The following is a 24,010-nucleotide window of genomic DNA, read 5'->3' as shown; positions in this document are numbered from 1 at the left end:
TTTGGCCTTTTTAGAAGCTAATTTGAGTTACGGTTTTCTTAGTTTGTTCAAAAATAACAAAACTTTGGCTACCAAACTTATGGGTATAAAAAAAGTAAAGAACCCAAATGAGGATTCTTTACTTTTTATATTGTGTAAGCTACTAATTAAGCTTTGTGTCTTTTTTCGCTTGAAACACTTAATTTCTTACGTCCTTTAGCTCTTCTTGAAGCTAAAACTTTACGACCGTTTGCACTGGCCATTCTTTCGCGGAAACCATGTTTGTTTCTTCTTTTTCTGTTCGATGGTTGAAATGTCCTTTTCATCTTTATGCTTTTTTATCTTTCGACTAATGCCTTATCTTTCGTTTTCGGACTGCAAAAATAAACGTTTTTTTTATCTTCCAAAAAAAAATGAATGCTTTTTTACTTTGCCCTTAGTTGTTTGTTGGTAAATATTTACATCGAAAGGTGAATGATTTTTTTTGTTTCAAAAAATTCCTCTTCAAAATAGGTGCCCAAAGGTGTTACTGATGCTCGTTTCTTAAAGTTTTTAAGTTCCTCGTCAAAGTCTCCTCCCTTAAGATAAATGATGCCATTTGAGATGGCATTATTATTTTTTTGTAGAATTTTATTTTGACACAGACTGACAAAAGCTGGAAAAGCTGTTACGGCCCTGCTAATAATGAAATCATATTGTTTGGGATGATTCTCAACACGTACTTGTTCGGCTGTAAGGTTTTTTAAACCAAGTGCTTCAGCTACGCCTTTTACCACCTTTATCTTTTTTCCTATCGAGTCAATCGAGTGAAACTGACAATCGGGATACATAATTGCTAAAGGAATACTTGGGAAACCTCCTCCGCAGCCTACATCGAGTATTTGTGTGCCCTTTTCAAATTGAATAAAAGAAGCGATGCTCAATGAATGTAGTACATGGCGTTCATAAAAATGATCCATGTCCTTGCGCGAAATAACATTTATCTTAGCATTCCACTCGGTGTATAAGTCTCCCAGTTGGCTTAACTTATCCTCTGTGTAGGAATCCAGATTAGGGAAATATTTTTTTATTAATTCCATATGCAATTTGCAGAATAAAGATTCTGAAGAAGTAAAAGGTAAGTCGTGTGACTTAATTTAATTTAATATCGGAGTTTTTGAGCGTGTTAAAGAGTAGTTCACGTGCTCTAAATAACTGTGCTTTTACTGTTCCCAATGGAAGATCTAACTCTTCAGCTATTTCTTCATATGAAAACTCTTTAAAGTAGCGTAATTCGATTAGTATGCGGTAGCGTGGTTTTAATTTTTGAACAACCGTACGCATTAGCACTTTCTTTTGCTGCTTAATCAGGTGCTCTTCCGGATCGGGCGTTTCGTCTTTTAAATGTATTGGCTGATCGTTTTCCTTGTCATCAGTAATGCCACCATCAATAGAAACAATATTATTTCGTTTTTTTCTTAGGAAGTCGATACAATTATTGGATGCGATTTTAAATAACCAAGTACTAAAAGCGTAATTAGGAGAGTACTGATGAATGTTTTTAAAAGCTTTGCCAAATGCTTCAATTGTTAAATCTTCGGCATCACTTTTATTATTTACCATTTTTAATAGCATAAAATAGATAGCATCTCTATAGCGACCCATTAATTCAGCGAACGCTTTTTGATCGCCTTTGACTGCTACCTCCACTAAGTCTAAATCATATTTTGCCTTATCAGATAGATTCGGATTTACTTCCATTTCTTCTTCTTTGCACTAAAAACATTAATTACCCAAACGCTCCCGATTAACAGCGGATTCATGAAATCAAAAAGAATGGTTGCCCAATACAGTTTGTTTTCCCCCATTTTGTTAGCTGCTTTGCCTAATACAATGTGTAAAACGACTAAACGGCTCACGAAAAATCCGAATGCTAATGGCGCAAAAGTAGGAAAAAAAAGTGAACAAAGTGTTAAGACCCAAAATATTTGACGAGTTAGAGCCTCCATAAAAAGCCATGCTTTTATCCCTAATTTATAGAATGGAGCAGTGCTCAGGTGTCTTGATTTTCGATCAAGCCATTCGCCCATGTTTTTGGGAGCAATGGAACTTGTTTGACTTTCGTAGTTAAGTTGAATGCTTGTATTTTGCTTGTTGGCACATTGGCGCATAAATAAATCGTCATCTCCAGAAGCAACGTTTAAGTATTGGGCATATACATTGCTTTTTTCAAATAATGACTTGGTAAATGCCATATTTCTGCCTACAGCCATAAAAGGTTTCTTGCGTAAGGCAAATCCCATGTACTGAACCGCATTAAAAAAAGTTTCATAGCGCAAGAATAAGTTAAATAAACCTTTTCTTTTTTCGTATCGACCATGTCCAACTACAATCTCTTTAGTATCACTAAACTGACTGGCCATTTGACTTAGCCATTGATCCGAAGTAGGTTGGCAATCAGCATCAGTAAATAAAAGGTGTTCGTAATTGGCTGCTTTAATACCAAGTGTTAGAGCTAATTTTTTCCCTTGATAATGCTGTTGGCTTAAGGGGATACTTGTGTAGTATAGATTATTGTATTTGGTTTTTAATTGTGCTAAAGCCATTTCTGTATCATCTGTTGAGCAGTCGTTGACAACAATAACTTCAAATTGTGGATGATTCTGTTGGCAAATAGATGGTATAAATTGCAATAAGTTTTCAGCTTCGTTTTTGGCGCATATAATAACAGATATAGGTAACTGCTTTCCCTCAACTGTATTTGCTTTAAACAATGATGGTTTAAGCAAGAAAAATAAAAGATAAAAAATCTGAAAAAGCCATGCGAATAGGAAGATGGCAACTAATGTGTATAGTATTGTATGCTCCACAAAATTAATTTTAGTCAAAAGTGCAACATATTTTTATTAATTACCTGTTCTTGCTTCGTCAAATTTGTGATTGATGCTAAAAACTTGCTTGCAAGCTTTTTTATTGGATTGGATGCTTGGCTTTGTTTTATATATATAAGAAGCTGTTGTATATTTGCAGGCTGCCTCAAGGAAAGAAAATGAGGTAAGGCCTTAAAATATAAGCAGGATAATGAAGTTTGAGCTACAACATACCGATGCAAAAAGCAGTGCCAGAGCAGGTAAAGTTACAACCGACCATGGTACAATTGAAACACCTATTTTTATGCCTGTTGGGACGGTGGGATCCGTTAAGGGTGTGCATTTTCGTGATTTAGAAGACGATGTAAAAGCACAAATAATATTAGGTAATACTTATCATCTGTACTTAAGACCAGGTTTAGATATTTTAAAAGCAGCGGGTGGATTACATAAGTTCAACGGTTGGGACAAACCAGTTTTAACAGATAGTGGTGGTTATCAAGTGTTTTCCTTAAGTGATAATCGTAAGCTAACCGAAGAGGGAGCTGTGTTTCGTTCGCATTTGGATGGATCTAAACATTTGTTTACACCCGAAAATGTAGTAGATACCCAGCGTGTTATTGGAGCCGATATCATTATGGCTCTTGATGAATGTCCTCCAGGTGATGCAGAATATGCCTACGCAAAGAAATCGATGGAGTTAACGCATCGATGGTTAAAGCGCGGAGTTGATCATTTCGATCAAACAGAACCATTGTATGGTCACTCACAAACATTTTTCCCAATCGTGCAAGGAGCTGGTTATCGTGACCTGCGTACTCAATCGGCTGAATTTATCGCATCTCAGAACAGAGAGGGGAATGCCATTGGTGGTTTGGCAGTGGGTGAACCAACGGAAGTGATGTACGAAATGGTTGAGCTAGTCAACGGTATCTTACCAAAAGATAAACCAAGGTATTTAATGGGGGTAGGAACACCGGCCAACCTTCTTGAGAATATTGCTTTGGGGGTTGATATGTTTGATTGTGTTATGCCAACGCGTAATGGGCGTAATGGTATGCTATTTACATCCGAAGGTATCTTAAATATGCGTAATGAGAAATGGAAGAATGATTTCTCACCAGTCGACCCTAATGGAACTTCGTTTGTAGATCAGAGGTACTCTAAAGCATACTTGCGCCATTTATACGTTTCAAAAGAAATGCTAGCAGCGCAAATTGGTAGTCAGCATAACTTAACCTTTTACTTATGGTTAGTTGGAGAAGCACGTAAGCATATTTTAGCAGGTGATTTTGCTCAATGGAAAGAGGTAATGGTGAAGAAACTTACCACTCGATTATAAAATATTGTGAGTGTTCAATGCACAATGATTGTCTATTATATTGTAGTGCTTATATTTAATTAGCTGGCTATTGGTTAAATTTTCGTTCATTTGTACCCAAAGCCAGCAATTTGAATAATTAAACAATAAGGTTTGAAAAAACTTGATTTATATATACTTAAGAAGTTTTTAGGAACATTTTTCTTTGCCATACTATTGATAATCAGTATATCGGTGGTATTTGATTTAACAGAGAAGATTGATAATTTTTTCGAACATGGGGCACCTGTTAATGCCATTGTTTTTGATTATTATAAAAATTTTATTCCTTATTTTGCCAATCTTTTCACACCTCTTTTTGTATTTATTGCTGTTATCTTTTTTACCTCAAAAATGGCTTATCAAACAGAGATAATTGCCATTCTATCCAGTGGAGTGAGTTTTAAACGAATGATGTTTCCGTATTTTTTGGGGGCGGCAATTATTGGTGTGTTTTCATTTTTGTTAGGTGGTTATGTTATTCCCCCAGCTAATCAAACCCGTATTAAGTTTGAGAATGAGTATGTAAAGAACAGAAAAGAAAAAGGTCTGGAGAAAATTCACATGCAAATTGAACCCGGTGTTTTTGTATACATGGATAAATATAGGGCATACAGTGGTAATGGCGATTATTTTACCCTGGAAAAATACAATGAAAAAGAGCTTGTTGCTAAAATATCTGCCCGATATGCTAAGTTCGATACAACATCCGGAAGATGGCAATTAAGAAATTACGTGATGCGTGAGTTTATTGATGGTATTCAGCATGAAATAAGCAGTGGCTCAAAAATGGATACGCTGATACCAAATGTAACACCAAAGGATTTTAAGGAGGAGCGTAAGTATTTTGAAATGATGACCAATACTGAGTTGAATGTTTATATTGAAGAACAAAAAGCTCGGGGAGTTGGTAATCTGGAGGAATTTTTAATTGAGAAATACAAGCGTATAGCGTCTCCGTTTAGCGCCTTTATATTAACGCTAATAGGCGTTTCACTGGCTTCGCGTAAAGTACGAGGGGGGATGGGGCTTCATATTGGAGTTGGCATTGCCCTCAGTTTTTCGTATATTTTGTTCATGACCATTTCAACCACCTTTGCCGTTAACGGAAGTATGAACCCTATGCTGGCCGTTTGGTTACCCAATATTGTATTTACTTGTGTTGGTATATATTTATATATGAGGGCTCCTAAATAGTTTGTTTTTAGTTGCTTACGCTTAAAAAGTGTAGTTACTGGAAATGACTATCTGTCCTTATTTCTTTTGTTAAAAAAATAAAATTCGTAATTATGCACTTTGAAAATTATTAGTTGAAGTGTTAAAAGATATATTTTGATTAATAGTAGGTTAAATCAAATTTTTGGATTATGTCATTGAAAAAACACATCCTAGACCTTCGGAAGCGAAAGGAACAAGTGCAAAAGGGTGGTGGCGATAGAGCCATAGAAAAGCAAGCAGCCATGGGTAAAATGACCGCTCGCGAACGCGTTATTGCACTGGTTGATAAAGATTCTTTCACCGAATATGACCTCTTTGTTGAGCATACCGCACGTGATTTTGGTATGGACAAAAAGCAGTTACATGGTGATGGAGTAATTATCGGTACAGGTACCATTTATGGTGCACCAATCTGTATCTTCGCGCAGGACTTTACAGTTGCCGGGGGATCATTAGGATTAATGCATGCCCGTAAAATTACAAAAATCATGGATCACGCTTTAAAAATGCGTGTGCCTTTAATCGGTATTAACGATTCTGGTGGTGCTCGTATTCAAGAAGGTGTGAACTCGTTGGCTGGTTATGGTGAGATTTTCTACCGTAATACATTGGCTTCTGGTGTTATTCCTCAGTTGTCGGTTATACTAGGACCTTGTGCCGGTGGTGCAGTTTACTCACCAGCTTTAACAGACTTTGTTTTTGTAGTTGAGAATATTTCTAAAATGTTTATTACCGGACCAGGAGTGATTGAGTCAGTTCTTGGTGAAAAGATTTCGATGGAAGATCTTGGGGGAGCCCGAGTTCACGCCGAAACGACTGGTAATGCTCACTTCTTTGCTGAAAGCGAAACCGAATGTTTCGAGCAAATTAAGAAGTTGGTTACATTCATTCCATGGAACAACTCTAAAAAGGCAAAAGCTTTCCCTCCAAAGCCACCTAAGTTTAAAGGAAAAATTGAGGATATTATTCCTTCTGATCCTAAAACGCCATATGATGTACGTGATGTTATCAAAGCAATAGTTGATGATTCTGATTTCTTCGAAATTCAGGAGCTTTGGGCAGCAAATATTATTATTGGTTTTGGTCGCTTAAATGGAGAAACGGTAGGTTTTGTTGCTAACCAGCCAATGGTATTAGCAGGGGTACTTGACTGTGATAGTTCAGATAAGGCAGCTCGTTTTATCCGTTTCTGTGATGCCTTTAATGTGCCGGTAATTACATTGGAAGACATGCCTGGATACTTGCCTGGAGCAGATCAGGAACATGCAGGTGTAATTCGTCATGGTGCTAAAGTACTTTATGCTTATTCTGAAGCTACGGTACCTAAAGTAACTGTTATTTTACGTAAAGCTTATGGTGGTGGATACATTGCTATGAACTCGCGTCACCTTGGTGCTGACTTTATGTTTGCATGGCCAACTGCTGAAATTGCAGTAATGGGGCCAGAGGGTGCTGCTAATATCATCTTTAAGAAAGAAATTGATGAAGCAGAAGATAAGGATGCAATGCGAGCTATCAAAGTCGAAGAGTACAAAGAGAAGTTTGCTAATCCATATGTAGCAGCTGCGAAAGGGTACATTGATTCAGTAATTGAGCCTAATGAAACGCGTTCGTTATTATTGCACGCAATTGAGGTATCAGCTGGAAAAGATGATCACCGTCCTGCTAAGAAACATGGTATTCCTCCATTTTAATAGAAGGAAATATGAGTACAAACAAAACTGAAGGCTTAGTTGATTTCGCTATACTTAGTATGAAGTATAAAACGAAACTAACTAAGAAATTCGAAAACCGTGTTAAATACACTGATCCGAATCCAAATCACATTATGTCCTATATACCAGGTACTATTTGTGAAATATTTGTGAAAGAGGGCCAGAAGGTAAAAGAAGGTGAATCACTATTGATTTTGGAAGCCATGAAAATGCGTAACCAAATAACCATGCCTCATACAGGTGTTGTTAAATCAATTAAGGTGGCCACCGGAGATAGAATTCCGAAAAACCAATTAATGGTTGAGATAGAATAGAAAAAAGCTGCCCTCGGGCAGCTTTTTTTATGAAGTTTATTCAGATATGCATATAAATCTACGAATGTTGATTTGTAGCTTGATCTTCTAGCCATTCAAAAATGAATTAGGCTTAGAGTTTCTTTATCCAGGTAAAATAATCAGGTTTTACCTTTAGTTGTGGTTCTTCTTTAAATATACCAAAAACACTCGAGCCACTTCCTGACATGCAGGCATATTGCGCCCCACTATTATAGAGCTGCATTTTAATATTACCTATTTCAGGATATTTTTTAAACACAGAGGCCTCAAAATCATTTTTGATATGATGCTTCCATTGATTTATTGGCAACTTAATAAGTTCGGTCAAAGGATGTGAGGAAGGAGTGGGAATAACGCCTTGGTAGGCATCTGGTGTTGAAACATGGATGGGTGGCTTTATCAGTGCCATGTAATAGCCCGATAGGTTTAAATCGATGGTTTGTAATACATCGCCAATGCCGGTAGCGTACGCTGGTTTATTCTTAATAAAAACAGCACAGTCGGCTCCCAATTGAGCAGCCATAGCTTGCAATATTTCGTCGCTAAGCTTGAGTTCAAACTCTTTATTGAGCAGATTGAGCATAAACGCACCATCAGCCGATCCACCACCTAAGCCAGCGCCAAAGGGTATAAGTTTGTGCAGGTGTATTTTTAGAGCTGGCAATTGACAGTGTTCTTTGATCAAATGCAAGGCTTTGATGCAAATGTTATCTTCATCCTTCCCATCGATTTTAATTCCAGATGAACTAAAGGTGTATGGCTCCTTGTCCTCGGATGTATGAACAGCTTCTAGGGCATCGCACAGTGGAATAGGATAAAAAATGGTTTCCAGATTATGGTAGCCATCGCTTCTTTTTTCTACCACATTTAAGCCTATGTTAATTTTAGCATTGGGATAACAGATCATCTATTCGTATTTTTTTGACAAAGAAAGCTTATCTGTTTGGTTTATAAAAACTAATACTTTCGATGATGGTGTAAGGTGTTGGAATTTAGTGTTGTTGGGTACTTAATTTGCATGAGGGACTGATGGGATGAGGTTCTGTTGTGCCTTACTTTATCTCATCAAAATATGGATTTTATACCGCTCTTTTGCTTGCAATGTGTATCTTTGCTGTCCGCAAATTTTTCCAAATTCCATATGGCAGATAACAAGTATTCAAATCGCAAAAAGCCTGCAGCAGGTCTAGAAATGGGCAAATTGCCCCCACAGGTAACAGATCTTGAGGAGGCGGTTTTAGGTGCTTTGTTATTAGAGAAGGAAGCTTTTTTAAATGTGTCGGAGTTGTTGAAGCCCGAACATTTTTATAAAGAAGCCCATCAGCATGTTTATAAAGCGATTATGGATTTGGAAGCGCATGAGCAGCCCGTTGACATGTTAACGGTTACTCAGCAGCTTAAGAAAATGGGTAAGCTGGAAGAAGTTGGTGGTCCGTTTTATGTGACACAACTAACCTCCAAGGTCGCATCGGCTGCTCACATCGAATACCATGCGCGCATCATCTGGCAGAAATATCTGCAGCGTCAAATGATTCATATTTCCAGTGATTTGCAGGGTAAGGCCTATGATGACTCTATTGATGTAAATGATTTGCTGGAAGAGGCTGAAAGTACATTTTTTATGCTTTCGCAGGGAAGTATGAAACGTGATGCTACGCAAATTAACCCCGTTATACAGGATGCCATTGATCGTATTAAAGAAGCATCGGAGCGTGCGGATGGTATGAGTGGTGTATCATCGGGATTTACGGCTATTGATAAGATTACATCGGGATGGCAGGGATCAGCATTAATTATTATTGCGGCTCGTCCAGCGATGGGTAAAACAGCCTTTATTTTATCCATGGCACGCAAGATGGCCCTGGACAATAAAACGCCTGTTGCCATTTTCTCTTTGGAGATGTCAAACATCGAATTGGTTAACCGATTAATAGTTACGGAAACAGAATTATCGGCCGATAAAATTAAGAAGGGTAATCTGGAACCCTATGAGTGGGAGCAGCTCGATCATAAGATTCAGAACCTGATTGATGCGCCAATTTTTGTGGATGATACGGCAGGTCTATCTGTTTTTGAGTTACGAGCTAAGTGTCGACGCCTAAAGAAGCAGCATGATATACAATGTGTGATTATTGACTACTTGCAGCTGATGAATGCCAGTGGTATGAATCCTGGTTCTCGTCAGGAAGAGGTGAGTTTAATCTCGCGTAACCTAAAGGGACTGGCCAAGGAGTTGGATGTGCCTATTATTGCTCTGTCGCAGTTGAACCGTGGTGTTGAAGGACGTGCAGGAGCAGAAGGAAAACGACCTCAGTTATCTGACCTTCGTGAATCTGGAGCCATTGAGCAGGATGCCGATATGGTGTGTTTTATCCACCGCCCCGAGTACTATCGAATTACTGAAGATGAGCAAGGTAACTCCTTGATTGGTATGGCCGAGCTGATTATTGCCAAGCACCGTGCTGGTCCTACAGCTGATGTGCGTTTACGATTTAGAGCCGAATTAGCCCGTTTCCAGGATGTGGAAGATACAGAATTTGATGATAATGCCATGGCGCCAGCTACGCCAGCCCAAACCTTTGGGTCTAAAATGAACGAGACCGCAGGAGGTGACTCAGGTGCTGGTGGGCAACATTTGCCAGAGTTTCCTGAAGGACCAGGTTTTAATAGCGATGTGCCCTTTTAAATAAAATAAGGCACAGCTAATTGGCGTGCCTTATCTATACTTGGTTTCGTTTGGAATGTATGCTAATATAAATCTTCACGTATAATATTGTTGTCGCGTTGTTGTTTGAGCTTGGCTTTAGCTTCCTGTTCACTCATCCCTTTTTCCGATATGTATAGCTCAATGAGTGTTTTCTTAATGGCATCGCCCATTTTGTTATGTCCGCACAAGTAAATGATAGCTCCCTTATCTAACCATTCTAACAGGCGCTCTTTATAATCAACTAAACGGTTTTGCACATACTCTTTAACTTCCTGATCGCGTGAAAAGGCGGTATTGATAAATGCGAGTGTGTCATTTTTGTAGTAGTCAATTATTTCGTCCTCATACAAAAAGTCAGACGACTGATGTTTATCGCCCCAGATTAACCAGGCTTTTTTTCGAATGTTTTGTGCTTCTAAATCCTGTAGAAAAGCCCTGTAAGGAGCAATTCCTGTTCCTACACCAATTAATATAACTGGTGTGTCTTTGGTTTCGGGCAGATGAAACGATGGGTTAGCAACCAGACGGTAATTAATGTTGGTGCCCTCTTCAAGGCTTTCATTAACATAGGTTGATCCAGCGCCTTGGTATTGTCTTTCTTTTAGTTGAAAACGCACCGTTTTTACCGTTAAGTCGATTTGCTTAGGATTCTTTTGATAGCCCGATGCAATCGAGTAATAACGTGAATTGATGGGTTGAAGTGTACTTACAAATTCATCGGCATCCATGGAGCCTGGATAGTCGGTTATTAAATCCAATACATCGGAATTACTGATGAAAGCCCTTAGCTCTTCTCTGTTGTTATACAACTTGTCTAGCTCACTGCCCTTGTACACTTTTAAATATCGTCGAATAACCAGGCGACTTAGTTTGGTTATTTCGAACTGATAAGTGAGTGCATACTCCAATGAATGGTTATATGAAATTAGGGTTTGCGAGCCATCCAGTTTTAATTTGCTAATTATTTCGGCAACTAACTTTTGGGGGTTACTTGGAATTATTTCGATACAATCACCCGCTGCATATTTTACCTGGTTCTGACAATTATCCAACTCAATATGATAAACAGCTTGTTCAACATCAGCCTTTGTTAATTGTTTTCGACTTTTTAACGTTGCAGTCATAAAGTCAGGAGCTTCCAACTCTGCTTTTGAGATTGTTTCAGTAGGTTTATTAATTCCCACCAGTGTATCATGCGTATTTTGTATCCACTGTAAAGCCGATTTTTTAAAGTCTAAATCACAATCAACCCGATTAATAATTGGCTTGGCCTGTAATTTTTTTAGTTGTTGATCAATTAATTTGCCCGCACCACAAAAAACATCGTAGCTCGAATCGCCCAGGGCACATATTGAATATTGTAAGTTGTTTAAAGCAGGCATGTCGGCAAGATCCAGTAACTGCGAAAATTGGCGGGCATTGGGCGGTAATTCTCCCTCTCCATCGGTGCTGATGACGATTAATACTTTGTTTTCTGAAGGTAATCTTCCCACATCGTATTTGGCCATATTATGGCACTCGCTTTCAATGCCACATTGGTGGAAATATTTGTGTGCCTGCTGTGCTATAAACTGTGCATTGCCTGTTTTTGTGCCATACAATATCGTTACCGGAGGGCAACTTATGTTATTTTTAACGTTGAGGGTGAGTGGTTTTTCTTTTGTTTTTAATAGTGTGCTGAAAAATCCCATTTATGTTGCTTGTTTATTGTTGAAATTAAAGTAGAAGCTATCTGCGTTAGCCTTTGTTTATGTAACAATACCAAGCCTTAAATGTTTGCCTATTTCGAGAGCCATTGTTTAAATTTAGAAGCTCTTTCGCTGGAAATAATAACGTCGTTATCAACTGGTGGCTTGAGTTCTAATTTGAGTTTGCTTTTTGAATAAAGGTGTGCCTCAACAATAGCGTTTATCGACACAATAAATTTGCGGTTGGCTCTGAAAAAAACGCGTGGATTTAGTTCTTCGTTGAGTTGCTCCAGGGTTTGATTAATATCGTAAATACGCCCCTTATGCGTACAGATAAATACGCCTCTGTTTTCGGCATAAATATAGGCTATTTCGTTGGTGTTAACGGTTTTTATTATACCACGATAATAGACCATAAAACGCTCGCGAAAGGATGTTTCGCTTTGCTGCAGCGCAATGGCTTTGCTCAATTGTGCGTAGTCTATTGTTGGAGGTGTGTCTTCGTGATAATTACTTCTGAATTTTTGGATGGCTTGCGAAAGTTTATCGGCTGCAATTGGTTTTAATAGATATCCAATACTATTGTGTTCAAAAGCTTGAATAGCATATTGATCGTAGGCAGTGGTGAAAATAATCGGTGTTTGAACTTGGGTGTTTTTAAATATTTCAAAGCTATTTCCATCGGCCAAATGAATGTCTAAGAAGATAAGGTCAACTGTGTTTTGATTGAGGAATAGAATTAACTCTTCAACTGACTCGCAGATGTCTATTATTTGGAAATCAGGAGCAACTGTTTCAAGCATGGCTTTCAGCTTTCGGGCTGAAGGCTTTTCGTCTTCTGCAATTAATACCTTAATCATGAGCTGGCTTTATCATTGGAATTTGCGAAATATATTGATCATTTTCAACCTTAAAAACAGGAATATCACTGTTGAGTAACTTATATTTTTCAAGCAAGTTAGCCTGTCCTGTATTGGTAGATGCTTGCCTGTCGTGTTTATGTTGAATGTTATTGGTAATGGTTAAAGTGTTATCAACCGCCTTAATAGAGAGTCGAAGTGGTTTGTTGCTCGATACGATGTTGTGTTTGAATACATTCTCGACTAATACCTGTAAGGATAAGGGTGGCAAAAGGTATTGTTTCGATTCATCATCCAGTTCAACAGTATATTCAAAACCATCCTCAAATCTGAATTTGTAAAGATTCAAATAGGTTTTAATAAACTCCAGTTCTTCTTCCACTGTTACTAAGTCTTGCTTGTTTATCGATAAAACGTAGCGGTAAATGGCTGCAAAATCCTGAATGAAGCGATCAGCTTTTTCGGTACTTTCATAAATAAGCGATGATAATACGCTTAGGTTATTGAAAAGAAAATGGTGGTCAAGCTGCTCTTTGAGAGCGGTGTACTTGGAGTTGATTTGCTCTTTTTCTATGTGCGCCAGCTTTACTTCCAGCTGGGTGCGTTCTTCACTGGCAATAATCATTTCAACCACTACCAGTAGAAGTGCACTAATCATTAGCGGCATAATAAAGATGAATACTTTGAACTCTTCATCTTTATGATGATTTGGTATCCACCCTTTACTAAGTCCCAGATTCATAATGCTAATGATAAGTACGGGAATGAAAATGGCTAAGGCAAAGTCCAATAAGGACCGTATTAGCCAGTTACGTTTCCAAGGGTACTTAACATTGAGTTTACGAATGGCATAATTATAAAAGAAAACCAGTAAGAGGGATTCTATAAATCCAATTATCATCCTTTCAAGTGGCATATTGCTAATATCGGTAATGGTACGATATTGGAATATCACTGTTAAGGCCATTGAAATTACAATAATTCCAATGAGAATAAAGGGTGTAAGAAGTAGTTTAAGCTTATTGTTTCTAATAAATAGAGCATCCATAATGCTTACTGAATAAGTTGTCCGCTTAATTGCAATAGATAAAATTCTGCCACTTTGGCTTTGTATTGAGCATCGTTAAACTGAGCCGCCACGTTTAAAAGATTTTGCTGTGCAGCTCTGAACTCGATGGATGTGACACGCCCAATTTGAAAAAGCTCCTGTGTTTGTTCAAAGTTAAGGCGAGCCTGCTTCATACTGCTTTGCTGCAGCTCAACAATTCTACGCTTGTAAATATAATCGGTATAGGCATTAGATGCATCTCTTTCAATCTCCGATTTAACCTGGTAGGTGCGTTCTTGCTGGCTGATGTAATCTAACTTAGCATTCTTCTCCCGCGTATTCTGCTGTCGTCCGTTAAATACATTGAATTTAAGTGCAAGACCAGCAGTTGTTCCCATATTTTCGTTGTAAAGCAATTGGCCTGCATCATTGTCCTGGCGATTGTAGCCGTACTGGCCATAGGCCGATAAGGTGGGGTATTTGTCGGCACTGGTAATCTTTATATCGAGATTACTAATTTGCTGTTGCTGCTGCTGGGCCACCAATCGTGTGTTATTTAATAATGCGGCAGCAATAATTTCATCAGCCTTAAAATCGTCGCGATAGGTAATTGAATTATCCACCTCGTATGTGTTTTGGATAGGAACGCCCAACACTAAATTCAAATCTTTTATGCTTTGAATAAATGCTTGCTCGGTTTGTAATACCGTTGTACTGTCATTATTCATATCCACCTCGGCATTTAATACATCCAGTTGGTTGGCCTGTCCATAGGATTTTTGATCGAGTGCTTTTTGCAGGCGTTCGCGACTAATGCGCATCGACTCCTTGGCCAAGTGCAAATTCTGTTGTGAGCGACAAACCTGGTAGTAACGTTCTGCCACTTGTACCATGGTGTTTTCTGTTTGCTGACGCAGAATGGTTTCCTGAAGAGCATCTGCACTTTGTAGTTTTCTGTAGGTATAAATATTGCCAAAACCATCGAACAGTGTATAATCAATCCTGGCATTAGCATTGTAACTCATCGATTTAGCATCATCAACCTCAATGGTCTCTGGCTGTCCCAGAATTTCCATTTTCGTATCGCTCTTAGAGTAGTCGGTGCCACCGCTTACACTAAGCGATGGTAGTAATCCAGCGTTGCCAATGGAGTTGTTGTTTTTAGCCTTTTCACGATCAGCACTGGCAATTTTAATATCATAGTTATTAAGCAATGCTATCTCAACAGCTTTAGATAAGGTCAGCTGCTCCGTTGAATCGGGTGCCTGCTGAGCAAAGGATGTCAAGCATATGCTAAGTAGAATGGCAAGGGCAGTATATCTAGTTTTCATATTCTTCAATGTATTTAATTTCTTTAATAGCAGGTTCAATTTCTTCACGTGTTACTTCTTGTCCAAGTATTACTTGTTTCCACTTTAGGCGTGTGCCATTGGCAATTAACAACATCACTGGTAAAAGTATTAGCGTAGTAGTGGTGGCCATGGCCATACCATAACTAACTGAGATGGCCATTGGAATTAAAAAGCGTGCTTGCATACTTGTTTCGAGCAGCATTGGAGCCATACCGGCAATAGTGGTTAAGGTTGTAAGAATGATGGGGCGGAAACGCGATAGGGCCGCTTCTAAAAGTGCCTTTTCATATGTCATTCCATCTTTTAAATTGATATTGAGAGCATTAATTAGTACCAAGGAATCATTAATCATCACACCAATTAAGGCAATAACACCCATTCCCGACATCAGACTTAAAGACATACCGTGAATCCAGTGACCCAATATTACACCGACTAAACTTAATGGAATCATCAGGTAAACCAGAATCGATTGTGTTACCGAACGAAGCGTAAGGATAACCACGCAAAACATGAGTAAAAGAATGATAGGCATTACCTTGGCCATTGAATCGCCTACTTTTTTACTTTCGCGCTTTTGACCGTCGTAGTTCGCTTTTACCCCTGGGTACTTGGCGTATATAGGTGCTAGTACTTCGTTTTCAATTTTCTTGATAATATCGGGTAAGGAAGCCGTTGGGTCGCTTTGGTTGGCTTCAATTTGTACTTCACGATCAAAGTCGAGGTGCTGAATACTTGAATAACCATTAACTGTTTTCATGGTTACCAGTTCGGATAGGGGATAGGCCACTCCGTTGCCAAGGCGAATCTTCATATCTTCCAGCTGACCGATTGATTTACGGTTGTCTTCGCTATATTTTACCCATACTTTCACTTCGTCTTGTCCTCGTTGTAATCGTTGAGCCTCATTGCCCCAAAAAGCTTCACGTACTTGTCCAATTACATCCTGAAGTGAGATGCCCAGGTGATGTGCTTTCTCTTTTAAAGTGAGCTCAACCTCACGATTACCTATTGGGGTGTTATCTGACACATCAGTTACCTCTGGCATGTTGTTGAGAGCATGCTTAAATTCTTCTTTCGCTTTTCTCAAGGTTTCATTGTCGTTACCCACCAGTGAAATAACTAATGCTTTACCAAAGGGATTAAATCCCTCGAATAACAAGGCTTCGGCACCTGCAATGTCTCCCACTTTCTCTCTAATGCGTATTGTTACATCATCTGTTGTTGATGCTCTTAACTCGCCATCTAACAAGGTTATTTGAACAGAGGCCTTACTGCCACTGCCGGAAAATTGTTGGAATGTTTGTTTGACGATGCCGGCACTATTAGGTTGTAGCGGCTTCATCTCTTCGTTTACCTCCCAAATAGCTTCTGTAATTTTGTCAATTTCCTTTTGGGTGACCGATTCGTCGGTACCTGAAGGCATCGCTAAACTAATGGATATATGATCGCCATCGACCTGTGGAAAAAAAGTAACATTAACCCATCGTGCCTGCACCATACCAATAGCCATGATAAACATTGCTATAAACGCAGCTAAAGTGATGGTTTTGTATTTTACTGCCAATTTAACCATTGGCATATAGGTAATGTCTCTCAACTTAAGCAATCCGCTTTCGGCCCAACCCATGTATTGCACCCATTTACTTTTGTAATCGGGTTTAAGAGCTTTGGAGTGAGCTACGTGGGCAGGCAACAAAATGAGTCCCTCAATAAGTGAGACGAACAAAATGGCAATAACCACAATGGATATTTCTTTAAACATATCGCCCATGCGGCCATCGAGGAAGATAAAAGCCGAGAATGCCATCATGGTGGTAAGTACACCAGACAGTACAGCAGGCGTTACTTCCAAGGTACCGTCAACGGCTGCTTTAATCGGTTTTTTCCCCATCTGCCAATGTCGGTAAATGTTTTCGGCCACTATTATGGCATCATCTACCAATATACCCAGTACGAGTATTAATCCAAACAAGGATAACATATTGATGGTAACCGGAGTCCCTGGGATTAGGATGAACATGCCCAACATGGAAAATGGGATACCCAATGCCACCCAAAAAGCAATACGCGGATTAAGAAACAAGGATAAAAACAAGAGGACAAGCACAATACCGATGATGCCGTTTTTACCAAGCAATTCAATACGTTGATTCAAAAGGTCGCTCTGGTCGCGAATGACTGTTGCTGTCAGCTGATCCTGACTCTCGTTAAATTCGCCAATGTACTCTTTTACCGCATCTGTGGCAGTCATAATATCTTCCGAGAAAGTATTCTGAATAGTAAGCACTACACCTTGCTTGCCATTGAAAAGTACCTCCGATGGGGCATCTGCCCATTGGTCTTGTATGGTGGCTACATCTTTAAGGCGAATGATTCCCCCGTTGGGTGTATTACGAATCACAATGTCTTCCAAACCCTCGCTTTGATACTCGCGGTTTCGTACCCGAATAAACAATTCTTCTTCACCATCTTTAATGCTTCCACCTGTCATTATTAAGTTGGTAGAGGCAACAGCACGAGCTACTTCACTAAAGGTAATGCTATAGGATTCCAGAGCATCTTCTTTCAGTAATATGGCAATTTCCTCATTGGGATAGCCTCCGATACTAACTTTCGATATACCATCTTTTCGCAAGAGGTCGTGCTCCATGTTGCGAGCAGTTTCCTTCAGTGATTTGAGTGATATGTTAGTGTTTTCATTGGGCGTAATTACAAAGTTGATGGAGAAATTAACATCATCATGTTTATAGGTTACCACCGATTCGATGGCAATAGGGAATGATGCGATGCGGTCTACTTCGTTTTTGACTTTAATTAAAGCCTCATCCATATCAGTGCCTTTTACCATTTCAATGGTTACAGTACCAGAGTTTTCGCGCGATACGGAAGTGATGCGTTCCATCCCTTCGAGGCCTTTAACGTTTTCTTCTATTTTAAGAATAGCTCCTTCTTCCACTTCTTCAGGCGAAGCACCCGGATAAACGATGTCAACATAAATAAAACGTTGCGGGGTATTGGGAAAGAAGTTCTTTTGAATGCCTGTTAAGGATAGGAAACCAAACAGAAGCGTCATAACCAATATAAGGTTAACAGCCACTGGAAATTTCATAAAATAGGCTATGAGGTTTTTCATTTTTGATAGTTTATTTGTCAGTAGTGATTAGTCAGTGGTCGAAACCCGAAACGATATACCCCGAACGGGAACAGTTAATTAACAATTATTCATTGACCATTAATAATTATTACTCATTAACCCTTACAGCCATGCCATCATAAGCACTTTTAATAACTGTGGAAAGAATTGGTGTTCCCTCTTCAAGGCCTTTGATAATAGCGTAGTCACCTTGCTTAGTGATTACCTGGACCTGTTGTAGCTTAAGTGCATTGTCAGATATGGTATACAGATGATTGTTATTGTCGATCATTTTACGCGGTATGCGCATGGCATTTTGCAAAGGTTGCTGCACTATTTCAGCATTTAGATACATACCTTCTTTAAGTTCAGGCCCTTTAGTGCGAATAAACACTTTTACACTTTGCGATTGCTCATCAATATCTCCACTTATGCGCACTACTTTTCCAGTCCATAAACCACTAATTTCAGAAGAGCTCAGCTTTGCCTCCGTACCTACCTTTATTTGATCCATGTTAGCCATTGGAATGGTAATCTCTAAATCATAGCCCGAAGTGCTAATCATGGTGCCCATTGCAGAGCCTGGACGAACAGCTGTTCCAGCTTCGGCGCTTACAGAGGTTACAACACCCGAGAATGGTGCTCGAATGGTGTACTTTATTATTTTTTCTTCTCCTGATTTTACCGAGTAGTATTTGCTTAAAATTCCTTTGCCCGACAAATAGAATTTCTCCTGGTCGCTCTTAGCTTCAGGTATGGCAGGTAGCTTCTTATTAACATCAATGGATGATACATATTGCCTCCAAACAGGATAAGAATCGGGGTAATCAGATTTTAAGTCGGGTAATATGGAAGTGATTAAGGTAATGAAGTCACTTTTTTGAGAAAGTAGCGTCATGTAAAATTCCTGTTGGTCAATTTCAAGCATTACTTCGCCTTTTTTATAACTCTTACCCTCTTTAAAGCTTCTGGCCGATGGTAATAGCTGACCGTCTACTTGTGAGAATATTTCAAAACGATCAATGGCTCTTAGTTTGCCCGTGCCTTTGTAGTGGTGCTCAATTGTTTCTAACTCAGGGTAAATAACATTAACCAAAACACCTTTTTTAGCAGGAAGTTCTTTTGCAGCTTCATTTTTTGAAGCCGAGATGATTTTGGAAAATACAACGGCAAAAATCACAATAACAACCGCAATTGCCAGTGAAACTCCTTTTTTATTCATAACAGTGGGTATAATTTGTTTTTATAGATACAAGATAAAAGACATAAGATTCAATACTATAGCTGATAGTTAAGCTGTTGTTGAATTTTAGTCGACGCAAATGTTGGTGTTTTATTTTATAGTGCCAAGTTCGATTGAATGAATCTAGAAAAAAAACGTATGAAACATAGATTTGGTTGAATTGTTTGATAAATCGATGAACTGGAGAATTGAAAAAATGGTAATTTGATGAATTGAAAATGTGCTTGATAAAATAGTTAATGCGTATTGCAGGTAAACTGCTTAATCAGTGCGCCCTTAGCCAAGTGAATAAAAATCCGCATTTATCAGGTCAATCAGCGGGAAACAAAAAAAATTATTGGAACACTTTTTGTTTAGCCTACCTTTGTGTTACTCAAATAGGGTAGTCACTAACCTAAATAACATAATTATGAAGCGACTAGTGTTGTTGTCACTCGTGCTGTTAAGTGCGTTAAATGTGGCCTTTGGACAAATTGATCAGGATGATCCATTTAAAAAGATGGATGAGAAATATGCTGCACAACTCAATAAAATGAATAAGGAGTACGCAGCTAATATGAAGCGGATGCAGGAGGAGTACGATGCTCGTTTAAAGAAAATGAATACCGCTTTTAAAAAATATCTGAAAAAAGGTTTTACCGAGGTGGAGCCAACTGAGGCTGAAGTGAAATCTGTTGAAGTGCCCAAGCCAATTGCTCAGCCCGAATACAAGCCTGTTAGAGCAGAGGTGAAGCCTGTTGATAATCTTGAGCCAGTTGCCATACCCGAAGCATTACAGCCCGAAGTGGTTTTATCTGAAGCTTCCGCTTATTCCATACGACCGATTTACCAGGTGCCAGCAAGCGCTTCATCATACGCGGTGCCATTGAGTGTTGATTTCTTTGGTAGTACAGCCACATTGCAAATTGATCAGCGCATGAAAGACCTCAGCCTAAACTCTGTTAAGTCGTCTTCTTTTGCTAATTATTGGGATGACTTTACCTCGGTGTATTACCAGGTTTATGTTGAATCGTTAATAGCTTATGCCGAGGATAAGAAGCTTAACGATTGGGGTATTTATCAGTTAGTTGATCGTTCTGCCAAGCTCTTGTATAAGAATAAGAATAATCGAATTATGTGGCAATGGGCCATGCTTAATCAAGCAGGTTATCAGGTTAAAATTGGTTATGCTGCCAGTTCAGTTTATTTATTGGTGCCTTTTATGCAAGAGGTTTACGAATTACCTTATTACAACATTGAGGGTAGTAACTTTTACTTGATGGGAGCTAAAAAGGGCATTGATGGCATGATGACTTATAAGCAGGATTTTGGTGGAGCCAGCAATAAGGTAGACTTGCATTTGCCCTATGCGCTTAATTTTAATAAGGCAGAGAATGCTGTGGTACGAACTACTACACTGCCATCCGAAACAGAGGCTTTAAGTCTGAATATGGATAAAACAGTCATGGAATTTTTAGCCTCATATCCTCAAACAGTGAGTACGGTCTATTTAAATGCTGCCATGTCATCAACGGTAAAAGAAACCTTATATGAGTATTTAAAACCTCGTTTGAAAGGGAAAAGTGAGACGCAGGCTGTTAGCTATTTGCTTGATTACTTACATAATTCTTTTGAGTATAAAACGGATAGAGATCAGTTCAATAAAGAAAAAATGTTTTTCCCCGATGAGTTATTCTACTATCCTTACTCTGATTGTGAGGATCGCACCGTTCTATTCACTCGCTTAGTAAATGAGTTATTGGGTGTTGATGCCGTGGCTTTAACTTATTTTAGTCATATGGCTGCAGCTGTTGCTTTCTCAGAGCAGGTTGAAGGTTATTCTATTTTGGTTGACGGGCGCCCTTACACTATTACCGACCCAACCTATATTAATGCACCCATTGGATCGGTAATGCCCGACTATGAGGGCTACACGCCTTTGGCTATTAAGATTAATAATGATAGTCGCCTAAATAATATTTGGCAAATGATTGCGCAATCATTGGAGCAGGGTAATGAGGGACAATTGTTTGTTGGTGATCGTACTGTTTCAGAAAACGGAAAGTATGTGGTAAGCGGGTGGTTTACCGATGTGATAACCATAGGAAGCAAACAGTATGCTGCTGTGGGCGGCAGTCGTGATTTATGGTTTGCTACTTTTGATCAGGGAGGCTCTTTGGAGTGGTTTATGCCTGTGGCCTGTAGTAATAATGTTTTCACCCAGGCTTTTAACGTGGGTAAGCAGGGGAATGTATATGCTTTAATCAATTATACTGGTCGCGTAAACATTGGTAATCGGGTAATGGCTAGTAGCGATCAGCCAGCTCATTTGGTGCTTGGCTTATCCAATAGGGCACAGCCTATTTTAAATGAAAACATCACTTTTGAAGCACCCGAGGGTAAGAAGTTGGCGTTTTATGGCAAGTACAAATCTGATGGAACTAAAATAGACCTCTTATCTTTTCCAACTGATAAAGTGAATTTCGAACCAAAAATTACGGTTGATTCCAAAAATGAAGTGGTTGTGCGTGGCGTTGTAGGAGAGATTGAGGGCTTGACCAAGGATGTACCTATTTTAATGTCGAGTGCTTCTTTTAGTGCCGAAGATCAGATTGAGTCGTATATGAAGAAATTAGAGCAACAATCTGTCAATCGACACATGGTCGCTTTGTTCTCCACACTACAGCTCTTGTCGCAAAATGGCGGACACATATCAGGTATTACCGTTCGTAACTTAATGAATAAGAATAACCCTGATTTTTACAAAAACAATGCAGATGTATACCGAGGTTTATTAAGCATGCAATTTGTGATTAACGATGCTGGTGTGGTGAAAATTGAAACCTATAAGAAACGCAATGTTCTATTGTTTTCGATGAAGATTAAAAACAATAGTCACCTGCAAATAAGCAAGCCTACCAGTGGTACTTATGAGCTGAAATGCCTGAATGGTGTTGAGGTGGGAAAAGCCATTGTGTGGTATCCTTTAAACTCCATTACCATGTACCCCAATGGCAATATGGTTTTTGATTACGACAGTGACCATACGCAACGGACAGTAAGTATAGATGAGGTAATTAATTAAAGAGAAATTTCCCGCAGATTACGCAGATAGGCGCAGAAATAGCGTTTATCTGCTCCAAAAGATGAATGCCCACGGCTAGAGCGGCTTGCTGTTAAATGCTTTTGTTGAATAAGAAATTCCTCCTACGCTGCCGCATGAGTCACCTCGTATGGTTTGTTATTATCACGCGAAAGGATTGACTTCGTCAACGATGTTTCACGCGATAGCGGGGATCATACAAAAGGACAGTAAGTGTAGATGAGGTAATTAATTAAAGAGAACTTTCCCGCAGATTACGCAGATAGGCGCAGAAATAGCGTTTATCTGCTCCAAAAGATGAATGCCCCACGGCTAGAGCGGCTTGCTGTTAAATGCTTTTGTTGAATAAGAAATTCCTCCTACGCTGCCGCATGAGTCACCTCGTATGGTTTGTTATTATCACGCGAAAGGATTGACTTCGTTAACGATGTTTCACGCGATAGCGGGGATCATACAAAAGGACAGTAAGTATAGATGAGGTAATTAATTAAAGAGAAATTTCCCGCAGATTACGCAGATAGGTGCAGAAATAGCGTTTATCTGCTCCAAAAGATGAATGCCCTACGGCTGAGCGGCTTGCTGTTAAATGCTTTAGTTGAATAATAAATCCCTCTACGCTGCCGCACGAGTCCTCTCGTGTGGTTTGTTTGATATTATCACGCGATAGCGGAGGCTTTTACATCTGGCCTTGAATGTTATTGGTAGCACTTGTTAATTGGAGGCTGTTGTAATAACGGTAGTTGCTACCATGGCACCTAACAGGGCTGCCTGAACTTCTTTAATGGTTGTGTCCACGGCACCAGCAATCGGGCTGTCTTTTATAATCACCTTAAGGGCTTTCTTTAATTTTTTTAATTCCTGTCGGTCCGAAGCAATAACTCGATGCATTTGGCAGGCTTCAATCAGGCCTAACATCAATAGGTCTTCATTATCCAGGTTTCTCCCGTGTAAAGCTTTTTTATTCAACTGATAAATTAATTCGTTGCGTGTATTGCTTTCTATCAGGTAGCTTTTTTTATAGGAAATGAGTCCCAGGAATTTATGATGTTCAATGTGTACGATTTTGCGTTTCTCTAAATCGGATAGAATGGCCCATTTATAGTGGTGCGATTTCCGACTAAGTTTGCTGATCCAATATCTTATTTTCCTGTTTTTTTTAGAATCACGAATAAGCCCTGCTATATCGGCAATGACAGCATTATCTGACCTTACACCTTTTATGTATCGAAGTTTACCATTTTCGACTTTTAGCTGTTCTGCAAGGTTCATTTCTAACAAGGCTGCTCCTATAATGCCGTGATTTATGTGCTGTTCCGAAACAAGAAAACGTTTTTTGCTTGGATGATGAGCTATCAAAAGGAATTGTGAGAGGATATCTAGTTTCATGGCTTTTGGTGTTGATGGAATGATATATGAATGTAGTTCCTATAATCATCGT

At 39.1% G+C, this 24,010-nt stretch carries 18 protein-coding genes; 6 read left to right on the top strand and 12 right to left on the bottom strand.

All coding sequences use genetic code 11. From position 1 onward, the window contains the following. Positions 1-146 precede the first annotated feature (146 nt). The 4 genes from rpmH to FNN09_RS06185 all read right to left on the bottom strand — a co-directional run bounded on the left by rpmH (position 147) and on the right by FNN09_RS06185 (position 2,828). On the bottom strand, positions 147-305 hold the full coding sequence (gene rpmH, locus FNN09_RS06200) for a 50S ribosomal protein L34 (RefSeq protein ID WP_143300630.1): 159 nt from the start codon (positions 303-305) through the stop codon (positions 147-149). Positions 306-437: 132 nt separating this feature from the next. Beyond that, on the bottom strand, positions 438-1,058 hold the full coding sequence (rsmG, locus tag FNN09_RS06195; RefSeq protein WP_143300629.1) for a 16S rRNA (guanine(527)-N(7))-methyltransferase RsmG: 621 nt from the start codon (positions 1,056-1,058) through the stop codon (positions 438-440). Positions 1,059-1,110: 52 nt separating this feature from the next. Continuing rightward, the gene (locus FNN09_RS06190) at positions 1,111-1,719 is read right to left on the bottom strand and encodes an RNA polymerase sigma factor (RefSeq protein ID WP_143300628.1); all 609 of its coding nucleotides are present in this window, start codon (positions 1,717-1,719) and stop codon (positions 1,111-1,113) included. Continuing rightward, positions 1,710-2,828, bottom strand: a complete 1,119-nt coding sequence (locus FNN09_RS06185; protein ID WP_185968897.1) for a glycosyltransferase — start codon at positions 2,826-2,828, stop codon at positions 1,710-1,712. Before FNN09_RS06185 ends, FNN09_RS06190 begins: the two co-directional genes overlap by 10 nt. Before the next feature lie 211 nt (positions 2,829-3,039). Here FNN09_RS06185 and tgt point away from each other — a divergent pair, with 211 nt between their 5' ends. From tgt to FNN09_RS06165, 4 genes are all read left to right on the top strand, one after another. Beyond that, a complete protein-coding gene (gene tgt / locus FNN09_RS06180; RefSeq protein WP_143300626.1) occupies positions 3,040-4,170 on the top strand; it encodes a tRNA guanosine(34) transglycosylase Tgt in 1,131 nt (376 codons plus the stop codon). A gap of 132 nt (positions 4,171-4,302) precedes the next feature. Continuing rightward, positions 4,303-5,385 carry an LptF/LptG family permease gene (locus FNN09_RS06175; RefSeq protein WP_143300625.1) on the top strand — a complete coding sequence of 361 codons (1,083 nt, stop codon included), beginning with the start codon at positions 4,303-4,305 and terminating at the stop codon, positions 5,383-5,385. Between the two features lie 170 nt (positions 5,386-5,555). Beyond that, positions 5,556-7,100: an acyl-CoA carboxylase subunit beta gene (locus tag FNN09_RS06170; RefSeq protein ID WP_143300624.1), complete on the top strand. Its 1,545-nt coding sequence runs from the start codon at positions 5,556-5,558 to the stop codon at positions 7,098-7,100. A gap of 11 nt (positions 7,101-7,111) precedes the next feature. After that, positions 7,112-7,435: a biotin/lipoyl-containing protein gene (locus FNN09_RS06165; protein ID WP_143300623.1), complete on the top strand. Its 324-nt coding sequence runs from the start codon at positions 7,112-7,114 to the stop codon at positions 7,433-7,435. Positions 7,436-7,547: 112 nt separating this feature from the next. On the opposite strand, the gene ispE is transcribed toward FNN09_RS06165, so the two are convergent. Continuing rightward, on the bottom strand, positions 7,548-8,363 hold the full coding sequence (gene ispE / locus FNN09_RS06160) for a 4-(cytidine 5'-diphospho)-2-C-methyl-D-erythritol kinase (RefSeq protein ID WP_143300622.1): 816 nt from the start codon (positions 8,361-8,363) through the stop codon (positions 7,548-7,550). Between the two features lie 234 nt (positions 8,364-8,597). Here ispE and dnaB point away from each other — a divergent pair, with 234 nt between their 5' ends. Next, on the top strand, positions 8,598-10,142 hold the full coding sequence (dnaB, locus tag FNN09_RS06155) for a replicative DNA helicase (protein ID WP_143300621.1): 1,545 nt from the start codon (positions 8,598-8,600) through the stop codon (positions 10,140-10,142). 62 nt (positions 10,143-10,204) lie between these two features. On the opposite strand, the gene FNN09_RS06150 is transcribed toward dnaB, so the two are convergent. From FNN09_RS06150 to FNN09_RS06125, 6 genes are all read right to left on the bottom strand, one after another. Continuing rightward, the gene (locus FNN09_RS06150; protein WP_143300620.1) at positions 10,205-11,854 is read right to left on the bottom strand and encodes a sulfite reductase flavoprotein subunit alpha; all 1,650 of its coding nucleotides are present in this window, start codon (positions 11,852-11,854) and stop codon (positions 10,205-10,207) included. An 89-nt stretch (positions 11,855-11,943) separates the two neighbouring features. Further along, positions 11,944-12,711 (bottom strand): LytTR family DNA-binding domain-containing protein, encoded by a 768-nt coding sequence (locus tag FNN09_RS06145; RefSeq protein WP_143300619.1) that lies wholly within the window; start codon positions 12,709-12,711, stop codon positions 11,944-11,946. Next, complete coding sequence (locus tag FNN09_RS06140; RefSeq protein WP_143300618.1) at positions 12,704-13,759, bottom strand: sensor histidine kinase; 1,056 nt, start codon at positions 13,757-13,759, stop codon at positions 12,704-12,706. Before FNN09_RS06140 ends, FNN09_RS06145 begins: the two co-directional genes overlap by 8 nt. Positions 13,760-13,764: 5 nt before the next feature. Beyond that, positions 13,765-15,090 (bottom strand): TolC family protein, encoded by a 1,326-nt coding sequence (locus tag FNN09_RS06135; protein WP_143300617.1) that lies wholly within the window; start codon positions 15,088-15,090, stop codon positions 13,765-13,767. Beyond that, a complete protein-coding gene (locus tag FNN09_RS06130) occupies positions 15,080-18,247 on the bottom strand; it encodes an efflux RND transporter permease subunit (RefSeq protein WP_143300616.1) in 3,168 nt (1,055 codons plus the stop codon). The genes FNN09_RS06135 and FNN09_RS06130 overlap by 11 nt, the downstream gene beginning before the upstream one ends. A 109-nt stretch (positions 18,248-18,356) precedes the next feature. Continuing rightward, positions 18,357-19,469, bottom strand: coding sequence for an efflux RND transporter periplasmic adaptor subunit (locus tag FNN09_RS06125; RefSeq protein WP_143300615.1), 1,113 nt, complete (start codon positions 19,467-19,469; stop codon positions 18,357-18,359). A gap of 430 nt (positions 19,470-19,899) precedes the next feature. Between FNN09_RS06125 and FNN09_RS06120 the strand changes: the two genes are divergently transcribed. After that, positions 19,900-22,554, top strand: a complete 2,655-nt coding sequence (locus FNN09_RS06120) for a hypothetical protein (RefSeq protein ID WP_143300614.1) — start codon at positions 19,900-19,902, stop codon at positions 22,552-22,554. A gap of 729 nt (positions 22,555-23,283) precedes the next feature. On the opposite strand, the gene FNN09_RS06115 is transcribed toward FNN09_RS06120, so the two are convergent. Then, positions 23,284-23,958, bottom strand: coding sequence for a GPP34 family phosphoprotein (locus FNN09_RS06115; protein WP_143300613.1), 675 nt, complete (start codon positions 23,956-23,958; stop codon positions 23,284-23,286). Between the last annotated feature and the right edge of the window lie 52 nt (positions 23,959-24,010).

Origin of the sequence: Carboxylicivirga sp. M1479 (genome assembly GCF_007097485.1) — a bacterium.
GTDB lineage: Bacteria > Bacteroidota > Bacteroidia > Bacteroidales > Marinilabiliaceae > Carboxylicivirga.
This window is presented reverse-complemented; position numbering and strand designations above follow the sequence as displayed.